This is a genomic window from Planococcus alkaliphilus, from assembly GCF_057031095.1.
Genome location: NZ_CM168060.1, coordinates 2,356,043 through 2,372,893 on the forward strand (window position 1 = coordinate 2,356,043; position 16,851 = coordinate 2,372,893).

Genomic DNA, 16,851 nt, shown 5'->3' on the forward strand with positions numbered 1-16,851 from the left:
ACATTCATGTTTGCGGGTTTTTTACGGCATGCCAGCTCCCTTTGGCTCCGTTAATAATTGGGCAAACAGACAAATTGCCCAAACCCCTTTAACATGCTATCTTTTATAGGAATGAAAATTAGGAGGTATACATAATGTTGAAAGCGTTAACATGGAAGAACGGGATTGCCGCTGTAGGCATCCTCTCTCTTGGATTACTGGCAGGCTGCAGCAACGGGGACCAAGAGGAAGAAACTTCGGAAACAAAAAGTGCTTGGGATGAAATTCAGGAGAAAGGTTCGCTCAAAGTGGCCACTTCCGGGACCTTGCTTGCCACTTCTTTTAGAGATGCAGAATCCGATGAACTGACCGGATTTGAAGTGGAAGTCGTACGTGAACTTGGCGAACGGCTCGATTTGGAAATTGAATTTACAGAGCTTGGATTTGATGAAATGTTGACGAGCGTCAACACCGGGCAAATCGATATCGCAGCCAATGATATTGAAATCACCGAAGACCGCTTGGATAATTTCATTTTCTCCACACCGATTAAATATTCTTACGGCACGGCAGTAGTCAGGAAAGATGATCTTTCAGGCATTAAAACCTTGGAAGATTTAAAAGGAAAGAAAGCTGCGGGTGCTTCCACTTCAATTTATATGGAAATTGCACGTGATTACGGAGCGGAAGAAGTGACTTACGACAATGCAACAAATGAAGTTTATTTGCGCGACGTGTCAATCGGACGGACAGATGTCATCCTTAACGATTATTACCTTTCCACTTTCGGAGTTGCTGCATTCCCGGAACTGAATATCACCATTCACCCGGATATTAAATACAGCCCATCAGAAGTTGGACTGGTGATGAATAAAGACAACGAAGAGTTGGCGGACAATGTCAATCAGGTTCTGGAAGAAATGCTTGAAGACGGCACCATTTCCGAAATCTCCGCTGAATTTTTCGGCGGTGCAGATGTCTCCGTCAAACCCGATATTGAATAGGCACACTAGGAGGATTTTGAATGGCTGACATCGAATGGGGCTTGTTGTTTGACCCGCAGCTTGCAATCGAGTCTCTTCCTTATGTTTTGGAAGGAATCTGGTACACGCTTTTGATTTCACTGGTAAGTATGGGACTCGCCCTCATCATCGGATTTTTCCTGGCGCTTGCAAGAACTTCGAAATTCAAGATTCTTCAATGGCCAGCCCGCCTTTATATCTCTTTTATGCGCGGCGTTCCGATTTTGGTTATTTTGTTTTTGCTCTATTTTGCGTTGCCGGTCATCGGCATTGAATTTTCAGCATTGCAAGCAGCACTTATCGGTTTTACGATCAATTGCGCTGCTTATATCGCAGAAGTTTTCCGCTCTTCCCTCGCTTCAGTGGACAAAGGGCAATGGGAATCTTCCACAGCACTCGGCTTGAGCTATTGGCAAACGATGAGGCGCATCATTTTGCCTCAATCGGTGCGCATCGCGGTTCCACCGCTTTCCAATGTGTTTCTCGACCTCATCAAAGCATCTTCTCTGGCTGCAATGATTACAGTGCCTGAAGTTTTTCAGAAAGCGCGAATTGTCGGCGCACGTGAATACGATCTCCTGACTCTTTTAATCTTAGTTGCGTTAATTTACTGGGCCATCTGTTCAGTGATGACCATCTTCCAGAACTATATGGAAAAACGTTATGCAGACTATTTGTAAGAAGTTTAAATGAAAGACAAAAAATGCCTGAAACACCTGTTGTCCAACAGAATGTTTCGGGCATTTTCATTTTCAGCTTTCCGGCATAAACATCACTTCCCAAAGGTGGCCGTCGACGTCCTGGAAACTCCAGCCGTACATATACTCATCGTCCATCTTGTCATTTGACGCTTTGCCGCCTGCTTCAATTGCCGTTTGAACACCATCTCATCCACTTCCGCTTTACTGTCTGCAGAAATGGCCACGATGACTTCCGTAGCCGCCTTAGAATCCGTTAACTGTTTATTGGTGAATTTCAGAAAAAAATCTTCAACCAAAAGCATTACGTAGATATGGTCCCCGACTATCATACAGGCTCCTTTTTCGTCGGTCATTTCATCATTAAAGCCAAAACCGAGTGCAGTAAAAAAGTCGATTGATTTCTACAAATCCTTCACCGGCAAATTGACATAAATCTCTTTCGCTTTCCTGGCCATTTTATCCCTCCTTTCCCATTTGATCAATTCACTCCTTTTATTCGCCGAAAATAATTCGATTCCTCTATTTTCACATCTGTTCAGGCGCACCAATTCCAAGCAGCCTTAACCCCTCTTTTAGAACGATGGCAGTTGATGAGACCAAGGCCAGTCTGCTTCCCAATTCCGCATCTACCTGCAGAATTTTCACTTGGCTATAATATTTATTGAAATCCTGAGCTAATTCAATCAAATATTTAGCGATTGCTGAAGGTTCGTTGTGATGGAAGCTTTTTTCAATGATGTCCGGGAATTCGAGCAGCCGTTTCACCACTTGCCAGCTAAACGGATCGTCCAGGCCTTCAACCGCTCCATGATCGCCTCCCGCTTTATGCAAGATCGAACAGGCCCGTGCGTACGTATATTGGACATATGGTCCTGTAGCGCCTTCAAAACGAAGCATATCTTGCAGCGAAAATTCCACATTCGTCATCCGTTCGTTGCGGAGATCATGGAAAATCACGGCACCGACGCCAACCATTTCAGCAACTTGCTGCTTGTCTTTCAGCTGGGGATTCTTCTCTTCAATATTTTGTTCAGCCAGTTGGATGGCTTCTTGCAGAACTTTTTCCAGAAGCACAAGGCCGCCTTTTCTGGTCGACATCTTCTTGCCGTTTTTCAAGATAAAGCCGAACGGAATATGCTCCATTTCTTCTGCAAAGGAGAAGCCCATCTTTTTCAATGTGTAAAAAACTTGCTTGAAATGCAAAGTCTGTTCTTGGCCTACCACATATAAGGCTTTCGCGAATTGGTAGTTCTCTTGGCGGTATATAGCGGCTGTCAAATCCCGCGTTGCATATAAAGTAGCGCCGTCTGATTTTCTGATTAACAGCGGAGGCATGCTTTCTTCCGACAAATCCACCACTTCAGCCCCTTCGGAAGCACTCAATAAATTCTTTTCGGCCAATAGCGCAATGGTGTGCTGCATTTTATCGTTGTAAAAAGCTTCGCCGTTCAATAAATCAAATGATACGCCAAGCAATTGATAAATCGTATTGAATTCCTGAAGCGATTCGTCTTTGAACCATAGCCAAAGCCGTTTTGCCTCTTCGTCGCCGTCTTCTAATTTCTTAAACCAGCTTCTTGCTTCATCGTTTAACTCGGGATTCTTTTCTGCTTCCTGATGAAATTTCACATAAAGTTCCAATAATTCCTTGATGGGTTGTATTTGCACCGCATCTTCGTCGCCCCAATGCTTATAAGCCACAATCAATTTGCCGAATTGTGTGCCCCAGTCACCCAAATGGTTGATTTTCACCGTTTGATAACCGCATTTTTCCGCTATTTTTGCCAGCGAATTCCCGATGACGGTTGACCGCAAATGTCCCATCGAAAAGGGTTTCGCAATATTAGGAGACGAAAAATCGATGACGATATTTTTTTGTTTGCCGAACTCATGCTGTCCGTAGGCGTTTCCTTTCATCTTAATTTCTTCGATCACGGCTTTGCTTTCCACTTTCTTATGGAAAAACGCATTTATGTAGGCACCGTTTGCTACGACTTTTTCAAAGGCTGAATGGCTGATACGCGGTGCTAGCTCTTGTGCGATTTTGGGAGGTGCTTTTCTCATCATTTTTGCTAAAGCAAAACAAGGAAATGCCAAATCGCCTTGCCCTTCGAATTTCGGCTTTTCGATCAGCTGCTGGATTTCAGTTAAATCCATTTTCCCTTCGATTTTTTCTTCAATAGCCAGTGCAAACGCTGCTAAATTTTTCATTTTTCTCTCTCCTTTTTAAAAAACAATAGAAAAATCCCGCCTCTAAATAAATTTAGAGACGGGATTCCCGCGGTACCACTCTGATTGCCCTGACAGGCCAGCTTGAAAAAGATAACGGATTCCTCCGACTGCACCCTACTTTCATTTCAGGGAGTTTCTCAGAAGTGCGCTTCATTTTGAATTCAGCTATCAGGCTTCCACCATCCCCGACTCGCTAAAGCTTTCTTCAAAACTACTCTCTTCATCACAGAATTTTTGGTTATTTTTGTTATTCTAAGCGAAAACCGGAAAAGAGTCAAAGTTATTTTGAAATCTTTTCGATTTACGCCTTTAAAGAATCTACGTAATTTTTAGCATCCAACAAAGATAAGCCAAGGGACTCTCGCGCCATTTTGACTGCTTCGATGTTTTTCCCTTGAGCCAACAGCTCGCGAAGTTCTGAATCGACTTTCGGATCTTCAGCAGGCTCGCCTTTGCGTAAAGCATCAATGGTTTTTTGCATTGCGGCCATTCGCTTTTCCATCGCCTTAAACCGTTCATTCACGGAGGAATAAAGTAAAAGCATTGCTGCCAACACAACCCCTATTATCAGTAAGTTCATTTCCTATCTCCTTTCCTTTCTCTAAAAGCTTATTTATAATATTTTTTTTGCCTTTTTCATAAAATTCTATCCGTTCGTTTTCCGGCACGAGTGAGCCTCCAGTTGCCCAGACGATATGCACAACTTTCGATTCGTCTATCCCGTGCTTCTGCAAATAATCGGTTTTCATCAATTCCCTTGGTCCCTTTAGCCCTGCAGCTGCTGAAGGTTCGATGAAAATCCCTTCGCTGTCTGACAAAAGAGCCAGCCATTTGAAGAGATCATCATCTTCGATCGTATAGACGCCACTAACGAGATGTTCACTAATGGAAGAAGCGAAACTGGATGGGCGCCCTACTGCTAAACCGTCCCCTTCTGTCCGGTTATCAATGCCGAAATCCTGAACGCTGACTTTTTCTTTTTCACCGGTGCCCAAGCCGATCAAAACTGCCGGCGAATGGGTCGGTTCAACAAAAAAGCAATGGGCTGCATCTCCAAAAACCTGTTTCAGGCCGAACGTAATGCCTCCAGGTGCTCCGCCTACGCCGCAAGGCAAATAGACGATTAAAGGATGCTCTTCGTCAATTTGTACATTCGCTTGTTCCAATTGCTCTTTTAAGCGGAAAGCCGCAACACTGTATCCAAGGAATAAAGGCTTTGACTTTTCATCATCCACAAAATAAGCATAGGGATTTTTTCGCGTCTGTTCCCTGCCTTCCGTAATGGCTTCACTAAAATCACCTAAAAATTCATGGACGATTGCGCCTTTTTGGCGAAGCAATTCTTTTTTCCAAGGCTTCGCATCTGCAGACATATACACAGAAGTCTGGAATCCAAGCTTTGCTCCTATGATGCCGATGCTCAATCCCAAATTTCCTGTTGAGCCGACGCCGATTGAGTACTTGCTAAAAAATTGAGTAAACGCGTCACTCAGGAATTTTTCATACGAATCATTTTCAGCTAAAAGCCCAGCATCCATTGCTAAATTTTCTGCATGCTGCAAAACTTCAAAAATGCCGCCGCGCGCTTTCACAGACCCGGCAATCGGCAGCTCACTGTCGCATTTCAAATATAAAGCGCCTCGCACTTCTGCTGTACTCCGCCCATTTAAAGCATTTTTCATTTCAGTTATCTCGCGAAGCGGCGATTCGATAATGCCATCTCCTGTTTCAGGAAAAGCTTTTGCAAGAAACGGTGCAAACCGTAGCCATAGTTGAGCAGCTTGCCCCATGTCTTCCTTGGATACAGCGAGTGGAGGAAGCTCCTCCATTTTTTTCAGTTTCGGATTTTGCCAGAAGAGCGGCTCTAATGACATCACTTGACCCAATACGGGAAAGCGCCGCTGCCACTCTTTGAGTTGATGCTCGGTAAAAGGCATGGTTTCATTCCTCCTTGTTGTTTAGACCATAACAAAAAACGGCTGAAAAATCATGGAATTCAAAGAATTCCTCCCAAATAAAACTCCGTTTCCCTATTACCGAAAAAAAAGCGGGCCGCATGGGCCAGCTTTTAGTATTTCCTGCTTTTACTTTAAGGTACCTGCCTTTAATCGTTCATGCCAATCGGCAAGCATCGGCAAATCCTTTTCCTGAATGGCGCCGCTTGCTACAGCTTCCTCAACGAGCGCCGGAAAATCCGTCAATGTATGGAACGTAAATCCAGCCGCCGTGATTGTCTCAATCGACTGCGGCAAATCGTATGTAAAAATAGCGGCAATCCCGAGCACTTCAAAACCAGCCGCTTTTAATCCTTCAGCTGCTTGAAGAACCGAGCCCCCTTTGGAAATCAAATCTTCGACAACAACCACTTTTTTGCCTGTCTCGATTTTCCCTTCGACCATATTGCCTTGGCCGTGCTCTTTTGGTTTGGAACGGACGTAGACCATCGGCAAATTGAGCCTATCGCTGACCCAGGCAGCATGCGGAATCCCCGCTGTCGCTGTTCCCGCTACCACTTCACACTCCGGATAGAATTCCTCGATCAATTCGGCCAAGCCTTTGGCGATTTCTTTTCGCACTTCCGGATAAGACATGGTGAGGCGGTTGTCGCAGTATATCGGTGATTGGACACCGGATGCCCAAGTGAACGGATTTTCCGGACGCAATTCAACGGCTCCGATAGTAAGTAATTGGCGTGCAATATGCTGTTTCATCATTCACCGCTCCATTCTTTTTTAATCTGGCTATAGGCTGCAGCGGAATTTTCCGCTTTTGTAACCGCTCTACCAACAACGATATGCGTTGATCCTTGTTCTTTCGCTGCTGTCGGGCTCGCCACCCGTTTTTGGTCATCTGCAGCCGACCCGGCTAAGCGGATCCCTGGCGTCACTTTTAAAAACGCATCTCCGCAGTCCCTTGCAATGGCCGATGACTCAAGCACGGAACAGACGACACCGTCTAATCCTGCGCGCTTCGCCTGTTTTGCATAATGCAGGACCGATTCTTCCAGGCTGACATAAATCAGCTGGTCTTCGTGCATCTGCGTTTCATCTGTTGACGTCAGTTGCGTCACGGCGATCAATTGAGTGGCTGAACCGGCTAATCCCCGTTTCGCCGCTTTCATCATTTCCAAACCGCCTGCCGCGTGGACATTGGTCAAATCGACGCCCAGTTTTGCGAGTCCGCGCATTGCGGCTTCTACCGTATTTGGAATATCATGCAGTTTTAAATCGAGGAAGATCTGATGTCCCATCGATTTAATCATTTTAACAAGTTCAGGTCCTTCCTGATAGAAAAGTTCCATGCCGACTTTCACGAAAAGCGGATCATCAAACTGTGCCAAAAATTTTTCGACTTGCTCTTTTGAAGAAAAATCTAACGCAATAATGGGTTTATTCACAAGCGATGGCTCCTTCCGATTAATTCTTCTGCCGAATCAAATCCGAGTTCATGCAGCCTTTCAGGCAGCTTTTCGATGATTTCCGGACAAACGAACGGATTGACGAAATTAGCCGTGCCCACAGCTACTGCGCTTGCGCCTGCTGACAGGAAGTCGATGGCATCGTCGACATTCGTTATACCGCCCATGCCGATAATTGGCAGATCCGTATGCTGGCTCACTTCATAGACCATGCGAAGCGCGACCGGCTTGATGGCAGGGCCTGACAATCCCCCTGTGATATTCGCGATGACCGGCCGGCCGGTTTTCGTATCCATGCGCATGCCAAGCAAAGTATTGATCATTGTGATGCCGTCCGCACCGCCTGCTTCGACCGCTTTGGCGATTGATACGATATTCGTGACATTCGGAGACAGTTTAATGTATACCGGCACAGAAGAGACAGCTTTTACCGCCTGTGTAAGTTCGCGCGCCACGTCCGGGTCTGTACCGAATGTAATGCCGCCTTGTTTGACGTTTGGACAGGAAATGTTGATTTCGAGCGCGTGGACATTCGGCGCTTTCGAAATTTCCTTTGCCACTTCCACATAGTCTTCCGTCGTCGTTCCGGCAACGTTGGCAATGATCGGCACGTCGAATTGTTCTAGCCATGGAAGTTCAGAACCGAGGACTCCTGCGAGCCCCGGATTTTGCAGCCCGATGGCATTCAGCATGCCGGAGGCAGTTTCTGCAACGCGTGGTGTCGGATTGCCAAGCCGTGTTTCAACTGTCGTCGCTTTGATCATGATCGCGCCAAGTTGGGACAAATCGTAGAGCTGCGCATATTCTTTCCCGAAGCCGAAGCAGCCGGATGCCGGCATGATCGGATTCTTTAACTCGAGTCCTGGAAGCTTTATCGCTAAATTCGTCATGAAATCACTACCCCCGCCTGAAATACCGGTCCATCTGAACAAACCTTGATGTAATCCGTTTCGCTTTTCGTCGTTCGGCAGACGCAGGCGAAGCAAGCGCCGATGCCGCAGCCCATCCGCTGTTCATATGACAAGAACCCTTTTTTCTCCGGATATGCCCATTGCACCGCTTCAAGCATCGCCGTCGGTCCGCAGCTGAAATAGGCATCGAAATCTTTCGGCAGTTCGTTCAAAACATGCGTCACAAAACCTTGGGTTCCGTGAGAGCCATCGACCGTCGCAATATGGGTGTCGCCGAGACTTTTAAATTCTGCTTCATAAAAAACAGCGTCTTTGCTTTCAAAACCTAGAATATGGACCGTTTCAATGCCGCGTTCATTGAGCACTTTCGCCAACTCGTATAAAGGCGGCACACCGATTCCCCCGCCGATCAAATAAGCTTTTTTCGCAGCTTCTTCGACCGGAAAGCCGTTGCCAAGCGGCCCCAGTACATCGAGGCCATCGCCGGGCTTTTTTTCAGCCAATAAATTCGTGCCTCTTCCTTCCACCCGGTAGATCATCGTGAATTGCTGCTTTTCCTTGTCGTAGGATGCGACAGATATCGGACGGCGGAGCAACGGTTCATAGCTATCCGCTACCCGTACATGGACAAACTGTCCTGGAGCCATCATATCGTTTACGAGATCTCCTTCGACCGTCAGTTCAAAAATGCGCTTGGCAATTTCCTGTTGGCTGACGACCCTCATGTACTGTTGCCGAATCATACGCCTGCCCCCATTTCCTCCGCAGAGAAGGTCATCGATTCGATAACGCGGAGCATCGCTTCCGCTGTATCCAGTGAAGTCAGGCACGGAATGCCGTTTTCCACCGATTCCCGGCGAATCCGGAAGCCATCGCGTTCCGGCTGCTTGCCTTTCGTCAATGTATTGATGACAAGCTGGGCACGGCCATTTTGAATAACATCGATCAAAGTTTGGCCATCAGAACCGATTTTTCCGACAGTCGACACATTGATTCCTGCGCTTTCCAGCGTGCTCGCTGTGCCTTCGGTCGCCATGATATGGTAGCCGATTGCTGTAAAACGCTTCGCTAAGCCAATTGCTTCCTCTTTATCTTTATCGGAAATGGTCATCAGCACCGTCCCGTGGTCTTTTATTTCCATACCAGCTGCCACCAGGCCTTTATAAAGCGCTTTTTCCAGCGTGGAATCTTTGCCCATGACTTCCCCGGTCGATTTCATCTCTGGCCCGAGTGTGATGTCGACGCGGCGCAGTTTTGCAAAAGAAAACACCGGCACCTTCACGTAGACGCCTTTTGACAGCGGTGCAAGTCCTGGCGTGAATCCTTGTTCTTTGATGCCATGGCCGAGGATCGCTTTCATCGCAATATTGGCCATCGGTATGGCTGTAATTTTACTCATGAAAGGCACAGTCCGGCTTGAACGCGGATTGACTTCAATGACAAATACTTCGCCTTTCGAGATGACGTATTGGATATTCAGCAAGCCTACAATATTCAAGCCTTTCGCTAAGCGGGTCGTATAATCCACCAAGGTATCCAGCAATTCCTGAGAAATATTCTGCGTCGGGTAGACGGCAATCGAATCGCCCGAATGGACGCCTGCGCGTTCGATATGTTCCATAATGCCTGGGATCAGCACGTCTTCGCCGTCTGAAATGGCATCTACTTCGATTTCGATTCCCGTCAAGTAGCGGTCAACTAGTACAGGGTGTTCCGGGCTTGCTTCGACTGCATGTTCCATATAATGGCTCAAGTCATTTTCGTTGTAGACAATTTCCATCGCCCGTCCGCCGAGCACATAAGATGGCCGTACTAAGACCGGGTAGCCGATTTCATTGGCAATCACAATCGCTTCTTCAGCAGAAATCGCCGTTTTTCCAAGCGGCTGCGGAATGCCGATTTCATGAAGGGCCGCTTCGAATTTATTGCGGTTTTCAGCGCGGTCGAGATCTTCAAGTGAAGTACCCAAGATCTTCACGCCGTTTTGCTCCAGCTTTTCAGCAAGGTTAATTGCCGTCTGGCCGCCGAATTGGACCACGACGCCTTTTGGCTGTTCGATTTCAATGATATGCATGACATCTTCAACCGTTAACGGTTCAAAGTATAATTTGTCTGAGATGGAGAAATCCGTCGAAACCGTCTCTGGGTTGTTATTGATGATGATCGCTTCATAGCCTGCTTCTTTGATCGCCCATACCGAGTGCACAGTGGCGTAGTCGAATTCAACTCCTTGACCGATGCGGATCGGTCCGGATCCAAGGACGATGATGCTTTCTTTTTCCGTACGGATGGACTCATTTTCATCTTCGTATGTTCCGTAGAAATACGGCGTTTCCGATTCAAATTCAGCTGCGCACGTGTCCACCATTTTATAGACGGGCATCAATTTTTGTTCTTTTCGCCAGTTGTAGACTTGTTGCTCCGGCACTTCCCACAGCTTCGCAATCGTCTTATCCGCAAAGCCCATGCGCTTCGCTTTCTTCGCTATGTCGAAATCAAAACGATTCGCTTGAAGCACATTTTCGTACTGCACGATATTCGAGAACTTCTTCAGGAAGAATAAATCAATCTGGCTCCAGTCGTGGATCGTTTCGATTGAAACGCCGCGGCGCAGCGCTTCGCCGATAAAGAACAAACGCTCATCGCCTGCACGGCGGATGCGCTTCTCGATCCATTCGTCGCTCATCGCTTCCGCTTTTTTCAAGTCCAAGTGAAATTGGCCGGTTTCCAGTGAGCGAACCGCTTTTAAGATCGCTTCTTCAAACGAGCGGCCCATCGCCATGACTTCCCCTGTCGCTTTCATCTGAGTCCCTAGATTGCGTTTTGCCGACTCAAATTTATCAAATGGCCAGCGTGGAATTTTTGCCACCACATAGTCAAGCGCCGGTTCAAACGCTGCATAGGTGCGGCCTGTTACGGGGTTCATCATTTCATCGAGTGTCAGTCCGACAGCAATTTTTGCAGCAAGTTTCGCAATCGGGTAGCCAGTCGCTTTTGATGCAAGCGCCGATGAACGGCTGACACGCGGATTGACTTCAATGATGTAGTAATTAAAGCTATACGGGTCAAGCGCTAACTGGACGTTGCAGCCGCCTTCGATTTTCAAGGCACGGATAATTTTCAGCGATACATTCCGAAGCATCTGGTATTCCCGGTCAGACAAGGTCTGGCTCGGTGCCACCACAATTGAATCGCCTGTATGGATACCGACCGGGTCGATATTTTCCATATTGCAGACAACGATTGCTGTGTCATTTGCGTCGCGCATCACTTCATATTCGATTTCTTTGAAGCCCGCAATCGATTTTTCCAATAGGCACTGTGTAACCGGGCTGTATTTCAAACCGCTCGTCACGATTTCCTGAAGGTCTTCGTCGTTATGGCAAATTCCGCCGCCTGTTCCGCCAAGTGTAAACGCTGGGCGGACAATGACTGGATAGCCGATGCGTTCGACAAACGTTTTTGCCTCTTCCAGATTGTGGATAATATCGGAATCCGGAACCGGTTCGCCGAGTTCATTCATCAAAGTGCGGAACAAATCACGGTCTTCCGCTTTATGGATCGCTTCCAGCTTCGTGCCTAAAATTTCAATTCCAAGCTCATCGAGAATGCCCGACTCATCAAGTTCAATCGCCATATTCAATCCCGTTTGGCCGCCCAATGTCGGCAACAAGGCATCCGGCCGCTCTTTTCGAAGAATCCGGCTGACAAAATCCAATGTGATCGGTTCGATATACACCTTATCCGCGATTTCCGTATCGGTCATGATGGTTGCAGGATTGGAGTTGATCAAAATCACCCGGTATCCTTCTTCTTTCAGTGCAAGGCAGGCTTGCGTCCCTGCGTAGTCAAATTCTGCTGCTTGGCCGATAACGATCGGACCCGATCCGATGACGAGTATACTTTGGATATCTTGTCTTTTAGGCATATTGCTGCTCCTTTCGAGTTGCATTCATGATGTCGATGAAACGGTCGAACAAGTAATTGGAATCTTCCGGTCCAGGCGATGATTCCGGATGGTACTGCACCGTGAAAGCCGGGTAGTCCATATGGCAAAGCCCTTCATTCGTGCCATCGTTGATGGCTTGGTGCGTCACTTTCAGACGCGTTCCTTGCAGCGTATTTTCATCTACCGCGTAGCCGTGGTTCTGGGAAGTGATTTCGATCCGACCGGTAGTTAAATCTTTCACCGGGTGGTTGCCTCCCCGGTGGCCGAATTTCAATTTGAAGGTTTCAGCCCCACAAGCGCGGGCAAATAATTGATGCCCTAGGCAGATTCCGAAAATCGGAACTTCACCAAGCAATTCGCGGACAACTTCCACACATTCTTCTACGTTTTTCGGGTCTCCCGGTCCGTTTGACAGCATGACGCCGTCCGGGCCCCAAGCGAGAATTTCCTGAGATGTTGTATTATAAGGAACCACGATCACGTCGCAATCGCGTTTATTGAGCTCCCGTAAAATACCGTGTTTCATGCCGTAGTCGATCAGCACAACCCGTTTTCCGCGACCCGGGCTTGGATACGGCCGCGCTGTTGAAACCTTGGCCACTTGATCAGTCGGCAATTCGGCCGCTTGCAGTTTGGCAACGACTTTTGCTGCGTCCATCGTCTCGCCTGCTGCTGTCAAAATCCCTTTGATAGAGCCTTTTGAACGGATCAAACGTGTCAATTTCCGCGTATCGATTTCCGCGATTCCCGGAATGCCTTTTATCCGGAATAAGTCATCCAATGTCGTATTGCAGCGGAAGTTCGATGGGAATTCAGCCGCTTCCCGGACAATCATTCCTTTCACAGCCGGTTCGATCGATTCGAAATCATCGCTGTTGATGCCATAATTGCCGATCAGCGGATACGTCATTGTGACGATTTGCCCGCAGTAAGATGGGTCTGATAGGATTTCCTGATACCCGGTCATGCTCGTATTGAACACCACTTCGCCGACTGATGCCCCTTCACTGCCGAATGCTGTTCCTTCAAATACCGTTCCGTCTTCCAAGATTAAATAGCGTTTCATTATTTTTCCCCCTCCTGCCAAACGATTTGTCCTCCGAAAATGGTCAGGGCCGGCCATCCTTTACAGGCCCATCCATGAAATGGTGTGTTTTTGCCTTTTGATAGAAATGCCTCCGCATCGATCTTCTGTTCTTTGTCGAGGTCGAGCAGCACCAGATCTGCAATTCCGCCTTCTTCCATCGTTCCATACGGTAAGTTGAAAGTTCTGCTTGGCTTCACTGTCAGCCAATCAATCAATTGCGCAAGTGTCCATTTTCCGGTTGCAACAAACTGTGTGTAAAGAAGTGGGAACGCTGTTTCAAATCCCACAATGCCGAATGGCGCTTTCTCCATGCCGTTCGCTTTTTCTTGGACCGTATGCGGTGCGTGGTCCGTCGCAATAAAATCAATCGTTCCATCGAGCAATCCTTCATGGAGCGCTTCTAAATCTTCTTTCGCGCGAAGCGGCGGATTCATTTTGTAATTCGCATCGTTCCCTGGAATATCATCTTCAGTCATCAGCAAATGGTGCGGCGTCACTTCAGCCGTCACTCGGATGCCTGCCCGCTTTGCATCGCGGATCACTCTCACCGATTCTTTCGTCGAAACATGGCAAACATGGTAATGGGCGCCGGCTGCTTCAGCGAGCAGCACGTCCCGTGCAATATGTACAGATTCAGCGATTGAAGGAATTCCTTTTAGCCCTAGCTCTTTGCTGCGCTTCCCTTCATGCATCACCCCGTCGTATATGAGGCTATTGTCTTCGCAGTGCGCGACAACCGCCATGTCAATCTTTGCTGCATCCTGCATCGTTTCGTACATCATGCCCGCTTCCTGGATTCCCACTCCGTCATCCGTGAAAGCAAAAGCACCGTGTTCTTTCAATTCTGCGAGATTCGTGCGCTCTTTTCCCGCTTCCCGGATCGTAATCGAAGCATAAGGCAATACCCGGATCGATGCATTCTTTTCAATCAACCCATTCACATGCTGCAGATTTTCTTTCGTATCCGGCACTGGGCGCGTATTCGGCATCGCACTGATTGTCGTATAGCCGCCTTTTGCCGCTGATTGCGTGCCGCTTGCGATTGTCTCTTTCTGCTCGCCGCCCGGCTCCCGTAAATGCACATGTACATCCACAAATCCCGGAGCGATCAATCGGCCATTTCCATCGATTTCGGGTTCTCCCTGTGCTGCCAGTTCAGCTCCAATTTCTTCAATCCGTCCATTCTTGATGCGGATAGCTGCAGGTGCCAACTCTCCATTTTTTAGCATGTTTACGTTTTTAATGAATAAGTTCATAGTTACACTCTCCCTTTCATAGCGTATTCAAGTACCGCCATCCGGATAAAGACGCCGTTTTCCATTTGTTTGAAGATCCGTGAACGACTGCATTCAACCAAGCAGTCCGAGATTTCAACTCCTCTATTAATTGGAGCTGGGTGCATAATGATCGCCCCGTCTTTCATTTTCCGCTCACGCTCTACAGTCAGCCCGTATTTCTCGTGGTAATGCTCTTTCGAAAATAAGGCCGATACGGCGTGGCGTTCGTGCTGGACGCGGAGCATCATCACCACATCCGTCCTTTCAATAAAGTCATCCAGCTGATCGGAGGTTTTGTAACCCCCGCCCCATTCGTCCGGACAGACAAAGGAAACTTTTGCCCCTAATTTTTCTAAAGCCGCTGCATTCGATTTGGCCACTCGGCTATGCGCGATATCCCCGACAATCGTCACGTGGATGCCCGCGATTTTGCCGAACTCCTGATAGATCGTGAAGAGGTCGAGCAAAGACTGCGTCGGGTGCTGGCCGGAGCCGTCTCCGCCGTTGATGACTGGAATCTTGCATCCGGTGAGCTGTTCATAATACGCTTCTTCTTCGTGGCGGATTATGACTCCATCGACTCCGATCGCTTCAAAAGTTTTGACTGTGTCGTAAAGCGTTTCTCCCTTCAACACGCTCGAGAAAGCTGTTTCAAATGGCAGGACCGTCAAACCCATTTTATGCTCCGCCATTTCAAAGCTCATTTTGGTCCGGGTGCTCGGTTCAAAAAATAAGTTTACGACCGTGCCGGTCATCGGCTGGCTTTTGCCGCTTTTAAATTCGCCTGCCCGCTCCAGTAAATTCATGATGGTTTCATTGTCTAAGGTGTTCATTGTCAGTACATCCGGCATGTCCATCCATCCTCTCTTCATTTCAGCTATAAAAAAACACCTTCCTGAGGCAAGGAAGGTGTGAGGAAATAAGGGCATAGCGAGCCCGTGATCCAAACCTTTCCATGCCTCTCTGGACATTCATTAAAAGGTGATTATTCAGTTCCGTCGTCAAATTCTTCTTTATTGCGACCCGGCAAGATCAAGTTCAGCAAGACCCCGATGATGGCAGCCAATGCCATTCCTTCTACCGAAAACGCTTCGCTAAATTCGATTTTCGCGCCGCCGATCCCGATGACTAAGATGACCGATGAAATCACAAGATTTCGTTTGTCTCCGAAATCGATGCCGTTATCAACCAGCATGCGAAGCCCGGAAGATGCGATAATCCCGAACAGCAAGATGGAAATGCCGCCAAGCACCGCTGTCGGAATGGTGTCGATCACCGCCATTACTTTCCCGAGGAAGGAAAAGATGATGGCGAAGACAGCAGCTCCTAAAATCACATAGACGCTGTATACGCGTGTGATGGCAAGTACACCGATGTTCTCGCCGTAAGTCGTCTTCGGAGGTCCGCCGACCAGTGAAGAGATAAAAGTTCCAATGCCGTCACCCAGAATCGAGCGATGCAATCCCGGATCTTTTATGTAATTTCGTTTCACGATTTTTCCGAGCACAAGTTGGTGCCCGATATGTTCGGAGATGGTGACAATCGCAATCGGCACCATGACAAACAGCAAAGTCGGCGTCACTGTAAAGGAATAATCCGCTCCGGGAATCAGGAAGTCCGGCACCGCAAACCAGTTGGCTTCGGTGATTGCCGTGTAGTCGATGATCCCGATAATCGCTGAGTAAATATAGCCGACGATAATTCCGATTAAAATGGGCATCAAGCTGATGATGTTCTTGAAATAGATGTTGCAGATGATGGCAGTAATAAGCGTTACGAGCGCTGCTGAGAAATGCTTGAAGCTATACTGGCTGACTTCGTTGACCGTGATGTTCATCGCCATATCGACTGCTGTTCCGGACAAGGCCAGTCCGATGACGATGATGACCGGTCCGACAACAATCGGCGGCAAGAGTTGCATGAGCCAGCGGTAGCCGGTTTTCCAGATGACTAGTGCCACAATCGCGTAGACGAGTGACACGAACATCGCACCGATCATCGCGGATCCGATGCCGCCAGTTTCAGTCGCAATCGTAATCGGAGCGATGAATGCAAAGGAAGATCCCAGATAAGCGGGTACTTTGAATTGTGTGATGATGATGAAGATGATGGTCGCAATGCCGCTTGTTAAGAGAGCGATCGCCGGGCTCAAGCCGACTAATTGCGGTACCAGGATGGTTGCGCCGAACATGGCGAACATATGCTGCAAGCTCAAGGAAATCCATTGGCCTGCTTTTGGTTTGTCTTTTACATCTAAAATCGCGTCAGTCACAAT

At 47.8% G+C, this 16,851-nt stretch carries 14 protein-coding genes, 1 pseudogene and 1 other annotated feature; of the genes and pseudogenes, 2 read left to right on the forward strand and 13 right to left on the reverse strand.

Going from position 1 to position 16,851, the window contains the following annotated elements; translation table 11 throughout:
- Positions 1–134: 134 nt before the first annotated feature.
- The gene (locus AC2EXB_RS12685; RefSeq protein WP_483601788.1) at positions 135–983 is read left to right on the forward strand and encodes a transporter substrate-binding domain-containing protein; all 849 of its coding nucleotides are present in this window, start codon (positions 135–137) and stop codon (positions 981–983) included.
- 20 nt (positions 984–1,003) lie between these two features.
- Positions 1,004–1,681 carry an amino acid ABC transporter permease gene (locus AC2EXB_RS12690; protein ID WP_235196608.1) on the forward strand — a complete coding sequence of 226 codons (678 nt, stop codon included), beginning with the start codon at positions 1,004–1,006 and terminating at the stop codon, positions 1,679–1,681.
- A gap of 72 nt (positions 1,682–1,753) precedes the next feature.
- On the opposite strand, the pseudogene AC2EXB_RS12695 reads toward AC2EXB_RS12690, so the two are convergent.
- The 13 genes and pseudogenes from AC2EXB_RS12695 to AC2EXB_RS12755 form a co-directional block, all read right to left on the reverse strand.
- Positions 1,754–2,097: pseudogene (locus tag AC2EXB_RS12695) on the reverse strand (VOC family protein).
- Positions 2,098–2,227: 130 nt separating this feature from the next.
- The gene (gene argS, locus AC2EXB_RS12700; RefSeq protein WP_483601790.1) at positions 2,228–3,913 is read right to left on the reverse strand and encodes an arginine--tRNA ligase; all 1,686 of its coding nucleotides are present in this window, start codon (positions 3,911–3,913) and stop codon (positions 2,228–2,230) included.
- A 51-nt stretch (positions 3,914–3,964) separates the two neighbouring features.
- Positions 3,965–4,170: a binding site (T-box leader), on the reverse strand.
- Positions 4,171–4,235: 65 nt separating this feature from the next.
- Complete coding sequence (locus AC2EXB_RS12705) at positions 4,236–4,514, reverse strand: hypothetical protein (protein ID WP_483604795.1); 279 nt, start codon at positions 4,512–4,514, stop codon at positions 4,236–4,238.
- Positions 4,450–5,871: a D-serine ammonia-lyase gene (locus AC2EXB_RS12710; RefSeq protein WP_483601791.1), complete on the reverse strand. Its 1,422-nt coding sequence runs from the start codon at positions 5,869–5,871 to the stop codon at positions 4,450–4,452. Before AC2EXB_RS12710 ends, AC2EXB_RS12705 begins: the two co-directional genes overlap by 65 nt.
- A gap of 147 nt (positions 5,872–6,018) precedes the next feature.
- Positions 6,019–6,645 (reverse strand): orotate phosphoribosyltransferase, encoded by a 627-nt coding sequence (gene pyrE / locus AC2EXB_RS12715; protein WP_483601793.1) that lies wholly within the window; start codon positions 6,643–6,645, stop codon positions 6,019–6,021.
- Positions 6,645–7,331 (reverse strand): orotidine-5'-phosphate decarboxylase, encoded by a 687-nt coding sequence (pyrF, locus tag AC2EXB_RS12720; RefSeq protein WP_483601795.1) that lies wholly within the window; start codon positions 7,329–7,331, stop codon positions 6,645–6,647. Before pyrF ends, pyrE begins: the two co-directional genes overlap by 1 nt.
- Positions 7,328–8,242, reverse strand: a complete 915-nt coding sequence (locus tag AC2EXB_RS12725) for a dihydroorotate dehydrogenase (RefSeq protein ID WP_483601797.1) — start codon at positions 8,240–8,242, stop codon at positions 7,328–7,330. The genes pyrF and AC2EXB_RS12725 overlap by 4 nt, the downstream gene beginning before the upstream one ends.
- Positions 8,239–9,006: a dihydroorotate dehydrogenase electron transfer subunit gene (locus tag AC2EXB_RS12730; protein WP_483601799.1), complete on the reverse strand. Its 768-nt coding sequence runs from the start codon at positions 9,004–9,006 to the stop codon at positions 8,239–8,241. The genes AC2EXB_RS12725 and AC2EXB_RS12730 overlap by 4 nt, the downstream gene beginning before the upstream one ends.
- The gene (gene carB, locus AC2EXB_RS12735; RefSeq protein ID WP_483601800.1) at positions 9,003–12,191 is read right to left on the reverse strand and encodes a carbamoyl-phosphate synthase large subunit; all 3,189 of its coding nucleotides are present in this window, start codon (positions 12,189–12,191) and stop codon (positions 9,003–9,005) included. The genes AC2EXB_RS12730 and carB overlap by 4 nt, the downstream gene beginning before the upstream one ends.
- A complete protein-coding gene (locus AC2EXB_RS12740) occupies positions 12,184–13,281 on the reverse strand; it encodes a carbamoyl phosphate synthase small subunit (RefSeq protein WP_483604750.1) in 1,098 nt (365 codons plus the stop codon). Before AC2EXB_RS12740 ends, carB begins: the two co-directional genes overlap by 8 nt.
- Positions 13,278–14,555 (reverse strand): dihydroorotase, encoded by a 1,278-nt coding sequence (locus tag AC2EXB_RS12745; protein WP_483601801.1) that lies wholly within the window; start codon positions 14,553–14,555, stop codon positions 13,278–13,280. The genes AC2EXB_RS12740 and AC2EXB_RS12745 overlap by 4 nt, the downstream gene beginning before the upstream one ends.
- Before the next feature lie 2 nt (positions 14,556–14,557).
- A complete protein-coding gene (locus AC2EXB_RS12750; protein WP_483601802.1) occupies positions 14,558–15,427 on the reverse strand; it encodes an aspartate carbamoyltransferase catalytic subunit in 870 nt (289 codons plus the stop codon).
- 134 nt (positions 15,428–15,561) lie between these two features.
- Entirely contained in the window at positions 15,562–16,848 is a 1,287-nt protein-coding gene (locus AC2EXB_RS12755; RefSeq protein ID WP_483601804.1) for a solute carrier family 23 protein, read from the reverse strand.
- Positions 16,849–16,851 lie beyond the last annotated feature (3 nt).